Genomic DNA, 15623 nt, shown 5'->3' on the forward strand with positions numbered 1-15623 from the left:
TGTTTAATCCTATGATTATTCAGCAGTCAGAATTAAGAATTCAGAAGTAAAACAGACTTTAGTCAGAGTTTTGAAATTTGGGATGTGTACTTGAGTAAGTTGAAATCCGCTGTATATATCAATATGACGGAGTGAAAAATCAAATCTAGAGGCTAAACTAAACCAGCAGCTAATGGTTGCGACTGTCCTCGATCTTGACAGCGACTATGCATAACCATCTTCACGCCACTTGCAGGTGAACAAATCAAACCTGCAAATTTAGGACGTTCTGGGTGGTGAGTGACTAACTCTAATTGATAGTGTGAAAGAATAGTTGCTAATATAAGTTTCATTTCAAATAAAGCAAAATTCGCACCAATACAGACACGAGAACCGCCGCCAAATGGCAAAAAATCGTAGGGAGAAAATTGTTTTTCTAAAAAGCGTTCTGGCTGAAATTCTTTTGGATTTGGATATAAATCTTCACGCTGATGGGTTGAATAAATATTACCAATAAGTATTGTACCGGGATGCAGTTCGTAGCCCATGATTTCAACGGTCGATTCTACCAACCTGGGAAATGTAAACAATTGAGTTGGGTAAATTCGCAAAATTTCATTACATACAGCACTTAAGTACGGTAGTGCAACAATGCTCATAGGGTCTGGATTTTGACCAAGACTATCAAGTTCTTCGAGTAATTTTTCTCGAACATTTTTTAAACGATGAATCCAATACAAAGACCAACTAATAGCAGTTCCGGAGGCGTCACCAGATGCAAATATAGGTGATAATAAAAGGTCGCGTACTTCTTCATCGCTTAATGTTTCGCCTGTTTCATCACGAGCAAATATTAGATCGCCAAGTATATCAGTGTGTGAAAAATCTGCTTGCTGGCGACGTTCTTTGACCTCAGTAGATAGTAGTTGGAAAAGTTCTCGTCGTAGGTTAAGGACATACCCTTGTGGACTCCATCGACCTAAATCTTTTTCTAAGAAAATCTTGCTAAGAATTTTAACTATCAGAGATTGTCTATCGAGTTTAAGTAAACATGCAAATAAATGTTTAATTTTCTCATAGCGCTCTCCTTGATGCAAACCAATTACCCGTTCTATACCCACTTGAAAAGTAATATCTTCAATGACTGGGTATGCAACAAAAGGTTTTCCAACCACTTGTTTATTCATCATCTTTTCTGTGAGTTCACAGATACCTCGCCCACACGCTTGCATCCGCGCTCCATGAAAAGCTTGCATTAAGAGTTTACGCCGATTTTTGTGAATTAAACCATCAAGTTGCAGAAGTCCTTGATTTCCTGTGATAAAGGCAAACTCTTCATTCAATGCACCCCTAGCTATAATTTCTTTGGTATTTGTAAAAATCTCTTTTATGCCTAAAGGATTGCTGATGTAAACAATTGGTGTAGAGCCAGACATTATAGTAACGATATCCCCATAACGTTGGGAAATACCATCCAAATAGCCAAAAGGATTAAACTCGAATTGTAGACCTAACAGCCAGAATGGTGTTTTTATTACTGGGGGTAGTTTCATTAGTTTGTTTTACTCCCATTATTTAGATTGCATACAGCATTATCGATACAATTTCTCAAATTTTTAGCTAATTCCTGAATATGAGGTTCAATGAAAATTGAAAAATGATCTCCAGGAACTTCCATAACTTTAATAAGTTGACGAGAACATTTACCCCAACCCAGTAAGGGATCATCAGTATGAAATTCCGGACTTTCAAAATCATGAATAATCTCTTCCTTGGCTCGAAAAAGAGTTATAGAATCAGGGTAAACGAGGGGTACATAATCTCGCATCGCTTGGACATGAGCCTTGAAAAGATTGTAATAACTGAGAAAATCTTTAATCTCTGTATCGCTAAAGATGAAGTTTACTTTTTGATTAATCAAATCAAGTTGGTCGTTGAGTGATAAATCTCGAAGTTCCTCAAAAGAAAGTGAAAAATCTATATTATTATCGGTTTTTATTGATTCAGCCATGCGGAGTAAAAACTTTGCATCGTCATCTTTTGTAGATTCAATGCGTGTTTCTGAAAGTATGGCATCGATTACAACTAACAAATCTACTGTTTCACCCTGTCTTTGTAATTGCTGTGCAATTTCAAAAGCAAGTACACCGCCGTAACAATGACCACCTAAAAGATAAGGGCCATTTGGCTGTATTTTACGAATTTGTTGCAGGTAATAGTTTGCTGTTTTTTCTACTGATAGAATTTCAGGTTCTTCTTCATCAGGGTTATGTTCTAAAGCATAAAATGGATAATCTTCACCAAGTCTTCTGGATAAATTAATATAGTGATTAATACCTCCGCCAGCGCCATGTATACAAAAGAAAGGTATCTTGGAGCCAGAAGAGTTAATTGCTACCACAGGAGAATTAGAACTCTCGCGGAATGGCTGACTGACAATTGCAGCTAGTTTCTCAATTGTCGGATTTTCAAAAAGAGTTGATAGAGCGAGATTATGGCCAAATCTGTCTTGAATTTGAGCCATTAAGCGTACAGCTAAAAATGAGTGACCACCCAAGTTAAAAAAGTTATCTGTTACCCCGATAGGGCTAGTATTTAGAAGATTTTCCCAAAGTTTTACTAATGATAATTCTGTAAAATTCCGAGGACTTATTAAGGTTTTAGTAGTATTTACTCGAATAACTTCATCTGTGGGAAGAGAACGCTTGTCTACTTTGCCATTAGGTGTAAGTGGCAGTGCATCCAATACTACAAATGCAGTTGGTAGCATATAATTAGGCAGTTTCTGTTGCAAATATAGCAATAGTTCTGTAGCTATATGCTCTTTTTCTGTGACAATATATGCAATCAAACGTTGATTTTCTTCAGCATCATTAACCACAATTACAATAGAATCTTGTACATCTGGGTGTTGTGTAATAAAAGTACCAATTTCACTCAATTCAACTCGAAAACCTCTGATTTTTACTTGTTCATCATGACGACCCAAATATTCCAGATTTCCATCATTGAGATAACGCACTAAATCGCCTGTTTTATAAAGCTTTGTTTCTGAGATAAAGGGGTTATCGATAAATGTTTCCTGAGTTAATTCTGGACGATTTAAATATCCTCTTGCTAAGCTATCACCACCAATATAAAGTTCGCCCATAACTCCTACAGGTATTGGTTGTAAATTGCGATTCAAGACATAGATTTGAGTATTGTCGATAGGACGACCTATAGGAACAGTGTTTGCTTGGTCTTGTAATAAACTGGTGTCGTAGTAAGTAGCGTTGGCAGAAACTTCCGATGAACCGTAAAGGTTGATTAGTTTTGCAAATGGCATTAATTCTCGGAAAGTTTTAGCTAAGTTAACGGATAGTGCTTCGCCGCTAGTTATCCACAGTTTTAGTTGTGATAATTTCTGAGTCAGATGATGATAATTATTTATGAGTAAACGTAGTAATGAAGGTACAAGTATAATACGAGTAACTTTATGATATGCTAAAGCTTCTATAAATAGTTGTGGGTCTAGTAGAGTTGCATTGTTAATAATTACTGTAGGAATTCCTTGAAGTAAAGGAGCAAAAATTTCCCAAACGGAATCTACAAAACTAATCGCTGTTTTCTGGCAACAAACTTCTTCTGGGGTGAAAGGATAAGTTTTCCATAGCCAGTGTAAGCCATTTACTGTACCGCGATGGGTACCAAGAACGCCTTTAGGTGTTCCAGTTGAGCCAGAAGTGTAGATGATATAAGCGAGATTATCAGGTTTTGAACTGTTAACGGGGTTTTCTGGACTTTGTTGAATAATTTTGTCTTTGTGAATATCCAAGCAAACAATTTCAGGCAAAGATAATGATAGTTTTTCTAATATTTCTTGATGACTAATTAATATCGATGCTTGAGAATCCGAGAGCATAAAATTTAAACGTTCAACTGGATAACTGGGATCGAGGGGAATGTATGCGCCGCCAGCTTTGAGAATAGCTAAAATTCCCACCACCATGTCTATGGAACGTTCGAGACATATAGCAACGAGCGTTTCTTTTGTTACACCCTGTTTTTGTAAATAATTTGCAAGCTGATTAGCTTTATGGTTAAGTTGACGATAAGTGAGTTGCTCAGACTGATGAATTAACGCTATAGAATCAGGCGTTAGTTCAACTTGTTGTTCAAATAGTTGTTCGAGAGAGAAATTTTTATACTCTCCACTAGTTTGATTAAACTTAAATAATAATTCTTCTTGTTTTGCAACAGTTAGTAGTGATAACTCACAAATACGCTGCTCTGGATTAGCAACGATATTTTCTAATAAAGTTTGGAAGTTGTTGATAAATTGAATAATGGTTGTTGCATCAAAAATATCTGTATTGTACTCCAAACATCCTGTTAACCCTTCTTGGGATTCAAACATTGATAGGAAAATATCTAGTTGAGATGTACCGCTATCAAAGTCTAAAGTACGCAAGGTTAATCCAGATACTTCCTGGACAGAGGTTGGAGTATTTTGCAGGACGAACATGACTTCATAAAGGGGATTTCGGCTTAAGTCGCGTTCGGGTTGCAATTCTTCTACAACCATTTCAAAAGGCAAGTCTTGATGTGCATAAGCATCGAGAGTCACTTGACGGACTCGATGTAGAAGTTCACAGAAATTAGGATTACCATTGAGGTTATTACGCAATACTAAAGTATTAACAAATAAACCCAACATTCCTTCTAATTCGGCTCGGTTACGGTTGGCAATGGGAGAACCAATCAAGATATCTTCTTGGTCTGTGTAGCGATATAATAATAGTTTAAAAGCTGCCAGCAAGCTCATAAATAAAGTGGCGTCTTGTCGCTGGCTTAATTGTTTGAGTGCATTAGTTAAGGCTGCGGAAAGTGTAAAATATTGCTTGGCACCTGCAAAAGTTGTGACGGTGGGTCGCGGACGGTCTGTGGGTAATTCTAATACAGGAAGCTCGCCGCTTAGTTGTTGCTTCCAATATTTTAACTTGGTTGCGAGGAATTCTCCTTGAATGCGATCGCGTTGCCAAATTGCAAAATCTGCATACTGAATTGGAAGTTCGGGTAAGGGGGAAGGCTGATTTGTCGAGAAAGCTGCATACAGCGTTGACAACTCCCGCAAAAATACACCACAAGACCATCCATCGGTGATAATGTGATGCATGGTCACAAGCAAAACGTGTTCTTCTTCACTTAAGCGCAGTAAAATTGCTCTGACTAAAAGTCCTTTAGCTAAATTAAAGGGTTTTGTTGCTTCCTTCGCTACAAGTTCTTTAACCTCAGATTCCCAATTATTATCAGATAAATGCTCAAGATTAATGATGGGTAAATCCCAAGTTAAATCGTGGGTAATTTCCTGTACTGGCTCTCCATTTGCAAGTCTAAATGTTGTGCGCCAAATTTCGTGACGCTTGAGGATTTCATTTAGACTTTGCTGAAGCGCTGTAATATTTAGCTTCCCTTTGATATGAAAAGCAATGGGAATATTGTAGAAGGAACTTCCGCGGTAGAGTTGGTCAATAAACCATAGTCTTTGTTGTGAAAAAGACAAGGGAATCTTGTTAGAGATTTGACGTTTGGGAATAGTATCAGTCTGAAATTTACCTCCTTTCCATTTTTCTAAGAGGGCTTTTTTGGCTGGCGATAAATTAGTATGATGTTTATCCATTGCTAATATGTGATGAAAATGTTTTTGTGGCTCGTTTTCTGTATGAGGTCAGAGATATTTAATTTCACGTAGAGAGGAAAAATTTTATTCTCCCACTCCCTACTCCTCAATCCCTGTATTAAGGAAGGCTTTTTGACAAACAAAGCAAGCTATGTCTTCGCTCTCTCCAAAGTCTCTGGTATTGTAATAGTTGAATTCTGTGAACCCAGCATCTTTTAAGGCGAACTCAACTTCTTCTAGAAAGTGATCTTTTCTTAACCAAATGGTGTCTGAACGCTGCCAATTTTTCTCTATTAATTCAAATCCTGTGACTTTGATTTCCCACACCCTTTCTTCAGGTTTGTAATAGAATAATTCTATTAATGAGCATTCATCATTGATATTGATAATATTAAAGTTGTTTTTCTGAGCAGCTTCATGTAACCAATCTGTTATTGGTATATTGAACACAAAGACGCCACCATCTTTAAGTGCAGTATATACGTTTTTAAATACCGTTTTCAAATCTTCGTTGCTTTGAATAAAATGAAGAACATCGTTTGCTAAAGCTGCATCAAAGATCGGTGGTAAATCCAATTGACGTATATCACTAAGAATAAATTCGCTTTCAGGCGCGTTTTTTCTAGCGTAGTTTAGCAGCGCTTCTGAAGCATCGATTCCAGTAACTTTATATTCTCTAATGTTGAGCTGTTGGGCTAAATATCCAGAACCGCAACCAAGTTCAAGAATATGGCTTCCCGCAGGAAGTTGTGATAATAATATTTGGTCTAAAGCAGGTATTATACCTTTTAGCAATTCTTCAGGTGTGTTCTTGAATTCGTTCTGTAACCGAGCGATGGTTTCATAGTTGGGAAGAGTGTTTAGTAGAGACATAGATTATTTTTCCTGTTGTCAATGAAGGTTTTGAATAGAATAACGAACCGCAGAGGCACAGAGGACACAGAGAGAAAGAGTATGCTTGAAACTTTATTTGTTAGCTAAAAGAGCTTCTACTTCTTCTTCGGATAATTCTTCTATTTTTTCTAACAAAAGTTGCTCTATCATTTCTGCCTGTTTGACTGGTATCATGGCTTGTGATAAAAGGTCACGCAGTGGTAAATCTATAGGAAATTTTGCGCGCAATCGAGAAACCAATTGAGTTGCAATGAGAGAGTCTCCTCCTAATTCATAAAAGTTGTCGCAAATACCAACTTCTGCAATCCCAAGTATCTCTTGCCATATTTGCGTAATTTGTTTTTCCAACTCATTTGTCGGAGCAAGATATGAATTATTCAGTTGAGGTCTGGAATAACGCGGGGATGAATCTAATTGATTGGAAGATTTTGGATTTGCTAAATAATCAAGGTGAAATGCATAATTCTGCCTAGCCTTGATGTCTACTGTAGAAACAACAATTTGGGTTCCTTGTTCTAGAGAAAATATTCTTTTAAATACTTCTATAGCTTCTGTTGGAGTAATGCCTAATTCTACTCCAGGCAATTGTTTGAGGTTTTTTTGTTTTTGATCAAAATTTAGTTCTAATTTATCCCAGTTTATAGTGTACCACGGCGAATAATTATTTTGGTTATGTTTTTTAATTAAGGTATCTATGAAATGATTAGCTGCGGAATATAAACCTAAACCAAATCCTCCTAAAATAGAAGATAAAGAAGAGAAAACGATACAAAAATCTAATTTTATATTTTGTAATACTTGTTCTAATACAGTAATCTGATGATATTGGTACTTAAGTAGCTTTTCTAGTTCTATCCTATTAATTTCTGGAACTGAACCAAATATTTGTTCACGCTTGATTCCAGTTGAAATAATAACCCCGTTAATTTGTTTGATATTCTCAGATGTAAATATTTGATGCATGTGTTGATAATTAGTTCTGTCTGCACGCATTACCAAAACTTTTGCGCCTAATTTCTTTAATGCTAGCAATTGTTGGATTTTATAACTTATTTTATCTTCTTGAGTGTGAGTTTCAACCCACTGCAACAAATCATCATTTTCTGGAAAATCTAAATCCTCAATGAATACGAGTTTTGCTTGCAGATTTTTAGCTAAATATTCTGCAAGCACAAATTCAATACTTTCTAACCCACCAGTAAATAGGTAAACACCCTCTTTTCTCAATGGTGTTTTTTCTTCAACAACTGGCGTTAAACGAATTGGCTCAAAAGTTTGTACCCAACGGTATAAACCACGATAAGCGACAACTAAATCTGAGGATACAGCACTGAATTCATTTAAAAGTTGGTTAATAATGTTATTGTTATAATCTTTTTGTTCTTTCTCTGCATCTTCTCTAATTACTGAGTTAGTTAAAGCAATATCAATACTTCGACAAGTTATATTAGGATACTCTTGAGGAATTACCTGACATAAACCTAATACCGTTGCTTCCTCTGGATCTAGAATTTCATTACCATTGACTTCTTGGATATGATTAGATACAACCCAAAGTTGTAACCTTTGGTCTGTTTTTACTTTACTAAGACTTTGTGATAATAAAAGCAAATTTTGAAATTCTAAATAATTCCCTGAGTGATTATTGAAACTTATAAAATAAGCTATATTTTGGGGAAATTTATCTAACTGAATTAATTCTGTAAACAGAAGATCATAGTCTTTCTGTATAGATGGATTAATTGTATAAATGCCTTCATTTATTTTGTTAAAATTTTCTCCATACTTGACAGTAATTACATTCTTAACTTGATTTATTAATGCATTAATTGTTTTTTGAGCCACTCCGTAATCATCTACGAAAAATAACCATTCTTTTTGCCTAGATTCTGTTTGGTCGGAGGATGAATGAGCTAGCAAAGAGCGTCTCCATGAAGGAATATAAAACCAGTCGGTAATATCTTCTTTCTTATCTAATGTTGATAATTTGCTATTTAAAGAAACCGCTGAATATTTAGGGTCAATCCAGTATCTTTGTCGCTCAAAGGGATAGGGAGGTAAAGGTAAACGATGACGTTGCTCATGGGTATAAAATCCTGACCAATCTATATTTACACCAAAAAGCCACAACTGACCTAATGTTTGTAATAAAAAGCTCGTATCGGATTTTTGCTCTTGCACATGAGGTAAAGAAGTCAGGACATTTTGTTTAGTATTGATATCTAAATGTTGTTTTGTTAATGTACTTAAAGTTCGTCCTGGTCCCACTTCCAAGAAAACACCTTCAAGTTGTCTTAAAAGTTGGGATATCCCATCGGAGAATTTCACAGTTTGTCGTAAATGTTGGCTCCAATAGCTAGGATTTGTGGCTTGTGCATCTATAATCCAAGTACCAGTTACATTGGAAATAAAGCGTATGCGTGGTGGATTCAGTTTAATTTTTTTGAACGATCGCACAAATTCCTCTAAGATTGACGACATCATTTGAGAATGGAAAGCATGAGATGTATGCAACAAACGATATTCAATTCCTTGAGAGGATAATTCATTTTTGAGCGTGGCGATCGCTTCCTTTGTTCCAGAAACTACGCATGAAGTTCGGCTGTTAACTGCTGCGATTTCTACAGAGTTTGGAATTAGCGATCGCACTTCTTTTTCTGGAAGCGGAATCGCTAGCATACTCCCTGGCGGTAACTGCTGCATCAGTTGTCCCCTTTTTGCCACAATGAATAGGGCATCTTCAAGGGAAAATACACCTGCGATCGCAGCTGCAACATATTCCCCAATGCTGTGACCAATCATCGCGGTAGGTAGCACACCCCATGACATCAATAACTTAGCCAAGGCGTACTCAATTACAAATAATGCTGGCTGGGTGAAGGCTGTTTGTTGTAATTTTTGGTTAGCTGCATCAATTTGTTCTGATTTGGGAAACAATAAATCACGGATATCAAGACCGAGTTGGGGTTGCAAAATCTCCGCGCAAGTATCTACATGTCTGCGAAATGTCGGTTCGACTTCGTAGAGTTCTCGACCCATATTTGCATATTGCGACCCTTGTCCAGAAAACATGAAAATGACAGGCTGTTCTCTATGCTCTTGATATACAGTAAAAGTTCGTTCTTGCTGCTGTGTTTCTAAAACATTGACAGCATCTTGAACATTTTGGCACACCAACATTCGGCGATAGTTGAAAGCCCTACGACCTACTTGTAAAGTATGAGCAACATTAGCTAAATTTATCTCTGGATTTTGTTTAAAGTACGCTAATAAATTCCCAGTTGTACTTTCTAAGGCTGTACTAGTTTTGGCTGATAATAAGATTAATTGCCAAGGTCTAGATTTATCAACATGTCTAACTTCCGGTGCTTCTTCCAGAATTACATGGGCATTAGTTCCACCAAAACCCAAGGAACTAATTCCTGCTCTCCGGGGAGTATTGTTAGTTTTCCAATCAGTCAGTTTAGTATTAACATAAAAGGGACTATTTACAAAATCAATCTCAGGATTGGGGACTTCAAAATTGATGCTAGGAGGGATTTTTTTATATTTTAATGCTTGTACAGTTTTAATTAGACTTGCTATGCCAGCAGCTATATCTAAATGTCCAATATTTGGCTTGACTGAACCGATAGCACAGAAGCCATTTCTTGATGTGAAAGCACGAAAAGCCTTAGTCAATGCGGCAATTTCCACTGGATCTCCAGCAGCGGTTCCAGTTCCATGAGTTTCTATATAAGAAATATCATCAGCATCTATTCCAGCATTTGCCAAAGCTTCTACAATAACTTCAGCCTGACCATTTACACTAGGTGCGGTATAACTAACTTTTAAAGAGCCATCATTGTTGATTGCTGAACCTTTAACAACTGCATGAATGTAATCTCTATCTGCTATGGCATCTTTTAATCTTTTTAATACAATTATTCCAAGTCCACTGCCGAAAAGAGTACCCTGTGCTTTAGCATCGAAGGCTCTACAATGACCATCAGGAGATAAAATTCCATCTTGTTCATAGTAATAACCTGATTTTTGTGGAACTATAATTGTAACCCCACCAGCTAATGCAATATCACACTCTTCGTCAAGTAGACTTTTGCAAGCTAAGTGTAAGGCAACTAATGAAGTAGAGCAGTAAGTTTGGACTCCTACACTTGGCCCTTTTAAATTTAATTTATATGAGACATTTGTGGTCAAAAAATCTTTGTTAAAAGTATAGTTGTTGGAAATAACCCTGGAATTAACGTTATTATATATATTGTTAAAAAAGTAAGTGTTTGTGCTGACACCGCCATAAACTCCAATCAAACCATTGTATGTTTCTGGGTCATATCCAGCGTTTTCAAGAGCTTCCCAAGCACATTGTATGAATAGGCGATGTTGGGGGTCAATTAGTTCGGCTTCTTTGGGACTGTAACCAAAGAATCTAGCATCAAAATGTTCAATATCTGGTAGTATAGGCGCTGCCTTAACATAATTTTGGTCGTTTAAAACTTCTTCTTCGAGATTTAAATCTACTAAGTCATGATTGGAGAAAAATGAAATAGATTCAACTTTATTTTGGATATTCTGCCAAAACTCATCGATATTCTTTGCACCAGGGAAACGACCAGACATTCCCACTATTGCTACATCTAGATTTACTGTTGATTCTTCCATGACTTTCTTAACCAGATAAATTAACTTTGTATTTTAGTGAGTTTGCATTTTTATCTGTCTTCTTCTTTGTCCTCTATTTAGCCTTTGTTCAAAACTATTTTTATCAGATTCTTCAGGATTAAAAATATTTGCCATAGAGCTTATATTTGGACATTCATACAGCTTGGCAACAGAAAGATTTGAATCAAATTGCTTATTTAAGATGGTAATAAGTTGAATACCTATGAGGGAATCACCACCAAGCTCAAAGAAGTTATCATAAATTCCTATGCGTTCAATTCCAATAACTTCTTGCCAAATATCAACTAGTTTTTGCTCATTTTTATTTCGCGGCGCAACATAATCATTACTGAGTTCAGGTCGGGGATATTTTAATTTAGATGAATTGACAGGTTCTAAAAAATCTAATCCTGGTATTTTGTTGTCATAATTATAACGTTTGAGTACATCCAATAAGTCAGACGTAGATATTACAACTTGGGGGATTGTATTTCCCAAAATTCTGAGAAAAACTTCTACACCTTCATCAGGTAATATACCTTGTTTAAGATTTTCTAATCGCAATTCTTGGAGTCGTTGGGGTAATTCTGTGTTTACTGCCATGCCAACTTCTTGCCAAGTATCCCAATTAATGCTTGTAAGAAATCGTCCTTCTTTTCCCCCATTAGAGTGAGCATAAGCATCCAAAAAAGCATTTGCAGCGCAATAATCTACTTGTCCAAATTCCGCCACAATTGAGCTATTTGATGAGACTAAAACAAAGAAATCTAACTCAATGTTTTTAAGAATTGCATCAATAACTATTGTTCCCTTTACCTTGGGAGCCAGAATTCTTTCTGCTTCTTCTGGAGTTTTTCGTTGAATTGCACCGCCTCCAGGAACTCCAGCGGCGTGGATAACGCCATTGAGTTGACCAAATTGTTGTTTAGCTTGAACGATCGCACTTCGCATCTGTTCTGTGTTGGTGACATCAGCCGCGATCGCCAAAACTTCAGCACCCAAGTCTTCAAGTTCTTGAAGTTTGCGAATCTTACAGCTAGTTCTATCAGTCTCATCATGAGTAGACACCCATTGAGACCATTCATCTTTGTTGGGTAAAGCAGAACGTCCTACTAACAGTAATTTTGCTTGTACAGTTCGAGCTAAATATTCTGCCAAAACAAGTCCGATACCTCCGAGTCCGCCTGTAATTAAATAGACTCCTCTTTCTCGTAGTCGAGGCTTTTCAATTTTAGTTTTCTCAAAACGCACTGGCTCAAAACTCTGCACCCAACGATTCAAACCTCGATAAGCAATTAACTTTTCCGATTTATCAACTGTCAGTTCTGCAAGTAAATTTTCTATCAGTTTTTCTTCTTGCCAACTGCCATTATAAGGAAGGATAACATCAATACTACGGCAATTGATATTTGCATATTCTTGAGAAATAACTTTAACTGGGCCGAGTAAAGTTGCTTTTTCTGGACAAAGCACTTCAGTTCCTGTAACTGGCTGTAAGTTATTAGAAATAACTATGATTTCAAAATCATTAGTAGTTTCTCGTCTTCCTAAAGCTTGGGCGATAAATAATAAACTATAAAATCCCTTTATTTGGGCTAGCTCTACTTTTTGCTCAACGACAGGTGTAACATTCCACAAATGAAGTATGTTTTTTGGTAACTTATTTTTTCTGATTAATTCTTCAAATAAAACATCATAATCATGATGATTTTCTGGATTGATACTATATTCAGACTCGCCTAGTATGGTAAAGGTGTCACCTAATTTAACTGTAACTACATCTTGGTTTTGTTTTTCTAGTTGCTTGACCAAGTTGATACCGAAGCCGCACTCATCGATAAATACCAAAGTGCAAGATTTTTCAGTTCCTAATTCTTGGTTATCGAGTTGCACTGGCGGTAAAGAAGGCTTCCAAAAAGGAATATAAAACCAATCGGCTATATCAGGTTTTTTAACTAGTGAACTATGATTATTATCTTTTCCTGGCTTTTTCGCATCAATCCAATACCTTTGCCGTTCAAAAGGATAAGTAGGTAAAGGTAAACGATGACGTTGTTCTTCGCTATAAAATTCTGACCAATCTATACTGACACCAAAAAGCCACAACTGTCCCAATGTCTGCAACAAAAAGCTGACATCTGATTGTTGATTTTGAGATAAACAGATCAGTACATGTTGTTTGACATTGATATCTAAATGTTCTTTAGTTAATCTACTTAAATTTTGTTCCCGTCCTACCTCTAGAAAAACACCTTCAAACTGCTCTAAAATTTGAGATATACTATCAGATAATCTACCATTTTGTTGTAAATTTTGACACCAATAATTAAGATTTGTGGCTTGTGCATCTGTAATCCAACTACCAGTTAAATTGGAAATAAAGCGAATTCGCGGTGGATTTAGTTTAACTTTTTTTAGCCCTTGTAATTGTTCTTTATTTGCTACAATTGCTAAGGCATCTTCTAAGGAAAATACACCTGCGATCGCAGCTGCTACATATTCACCAATACCCTCACCAATCATCGCTTCTGGTAGCACACCCCATGACATCAATAACTCAGCTAGGGCGTACTCAATTACAAATAATCCTGCATTGGTGAGGCTAGGTACAGCAATTTTATCTGACTCTGAAAACAGTAAATCGCGGATATCAAGACCGAGGTGGGGTTGCAAAATTTCGGCACAATTATCTACATGTTTCCGATATGTTGCTTCAACTTCATATAATTCTCGGCTGATATTCGATACTTTTCCTGAAAATATGAAGATAACAGGATAACGAATTGGTTTAAAATGATAGTTAAAAACACGTTCTTGTTCGTGATTTTGAAGTAATTTAACTGAGTCATTCAAGTCTTGACAAACTATCATACGTCGATGGTCAAAAGCTCGACGACCTACTTGTAGGGTGTAAGCTACATCAGCCAGGTTAATATTTGGATGTTGCTGGAGGTAAGTAGCTAAATTGGCTGCCGCAGCTTCTAAAGCGGTGCTGGTTTTAGCTGATAATAATATTAACTGCCAAGGACGAGAAGCACTAGATTCCTCAATTAATGGAGCTTCTTGTAATATTACGTGGGCATTAGTTCCACCAACACCAAAAGAACTTACACCTGCTCTACGAGGTAACCCGTTAGTTTTCCACTCTGATAATTTGGTGTTGACGTAGAAGGGACTGTTAGCAAAATCTATCTCTGGATTTGGTTTGTCAAAATGTAAACTAGGGGGTATTTGTTGATGTTTTAATGCCAGGACTGTTTTAATTAAACCTGTGACACCTGCTGCTGTATCCAGATGCCCAATATTGGTTTTTACTGAACCGATAGCGCAGAAACTTTTTTGATTTGTGCTAGCACGAAAAGCTTGTGTGAGAGCCTTAATTTCAATCGGATCTCCCAAGGGAGTTGCAGTTCCATGAGCTTCAATATAAGAAATAGTATCGGCTTCAACATCAGCTAAAGCAAGTGCTTCTGAAATTACTTCTCTTTGACCATTCACACTAGGCGCCGTAAAACCAACTTTTAAAGAGCCATCATTATTGATAGCCGAACCTTTAATTACAGCATTAATAAAATCACCATCAGCAATAGCATCCTCCAATCTTTTTAACACAACAATTCCCAAACCATCGCCAAACACTGTTCCTTTAGCGTTAGCATCAAAAGTCCGGCAATGTCCGTCAGGGGAATGAAGAACTCCCTCTTGATACAGATAACCAGATTTTTGGGGTAACTTGGCTATGGAAACACCACCAGCCAAAGCTATATCACTTTCTCCATTGAGTAAACTTTGACAGGCTAAATGTACAGCTATTAATGATGTAGAGCAGTTATTCTGAACATTTATACTTGGTCCGGTAAGATTTAATTTGTAAGAAGTTTGTGTGCTTAAATTATCTTTTTCATTACCAATAAAAATATTTAAAGCATCTACCGAATCGATTAATTCTTTATTTGAAGCTAAATTTGTAAATAAATAATTACTGTTAGTGACACCAGCATAAACCCCTATTTTACCTTTGTAAGATTCAGAATCATAGCCCGCAGATTCTAAAGCTTCCCAAGCAGACTCTAAAAACAGACGATGCTGCGGATCTGTGATTTCAGCTTCTCTGGGAGTATATCCAAAAAATGCAGCATCAAATAACTCAATCCCTTCTATGAAGCTACCTACTTTCACATAATTTGGGTCATTAAGTAAAGTTAGTTCTACACCCGTAGTTTGCAGTTCTTCATCTGTAAAATGCGAAATTGATTCTACTCCATCTCGCAAATTTTCCCAAAACTTATCAACGTTGTTTGCCCCTGGAAAGCGGCCAGTTATGCCAATAATAGCTATTGCATCGTTATCATCAAAATTGTCAAATTCTTGATAATTCTTCATCAAAAAAATACCTAACTACACTTATTTTTATCAGCAACTACACCAT

At 36.6% G+C, this 15623-nt stretch carries 5 protein-coding genes; all 5 read right to left on the reverse strand.

Going from position 1 to position 15623, the window contains the following annotated elements:
- Positions 1-152: 152 nt before the first annotated feature.
- Positions 153-1532 (reverse strand): cytochrome P450, encoded by a 1380-nt coding sequence (locus IQ276_RS26660; protein WP_193914888.1) that lies wholly within the window; start codon positions 1530-1532, stop codon positions 153-155.
- Positions 1532-5641, reverse strand: coding sequence for a non-ribosomal peptide synthetase (locus IQ276_RS26665; RefSeq protein ID WP_235115998.1), 4110 nt, complete (start codon positions 5639-5641; stop codon positions 1532-1534). Before IQ276_RS26665 ends, IQ276_RS26660 begins: the two co-directional genes overlap by 1 nt.
- 99 nt (positions 5642-5740) lie before the next feature.
- Positions 5741-6514 carry a class I SAM-dependent methyltransferase gene (locus tag IQ276_RS26670; protein WP_193918992.1) on the reverse strand — a complete coding sequence of 258 codons (774 nt, stop codon included), beginning with the start codon at positions 6512-6514 and terminating at the stop codon, positions 5741-5743.
- A gap of 93 nt (positions 6515-6607) precedes the next feature.
- A complete protein-coding gene (locus IQ276_RS26675) occupies positions 6608-11194 on the reverse strand; it encodes a type I polyketide synthase (RefSeq protein WP_193918989.1) in 4587 nt (1528 codons plus the stop codon).
- Positions 11195-11227: 33 nt separating this feature from the next.
- Positions 11228-15577, reverse strand: coding sequence for a type I polyketide synthase (locus tag IQ276_RS26680; protein ID WP_235115999.1), 4350 nt, complete (start codon positions 15575-15577; stop codon positions 11228-11230).
- Positions 15578-15623: the final 46 nt, after the last annotated feature.

Origin of the sequence: Desmonostoc muscorum LEGE 12446, assembly GCF_015207005.2 — a bacterium.
In the GTDB taxonomy this organism is placed as follows: Bacteria; Cyanobacteriota; Cyanobacteriia; order Cyanobacteriales; family Nostocaceae; genus Nostoc; species Nostoc muscorum.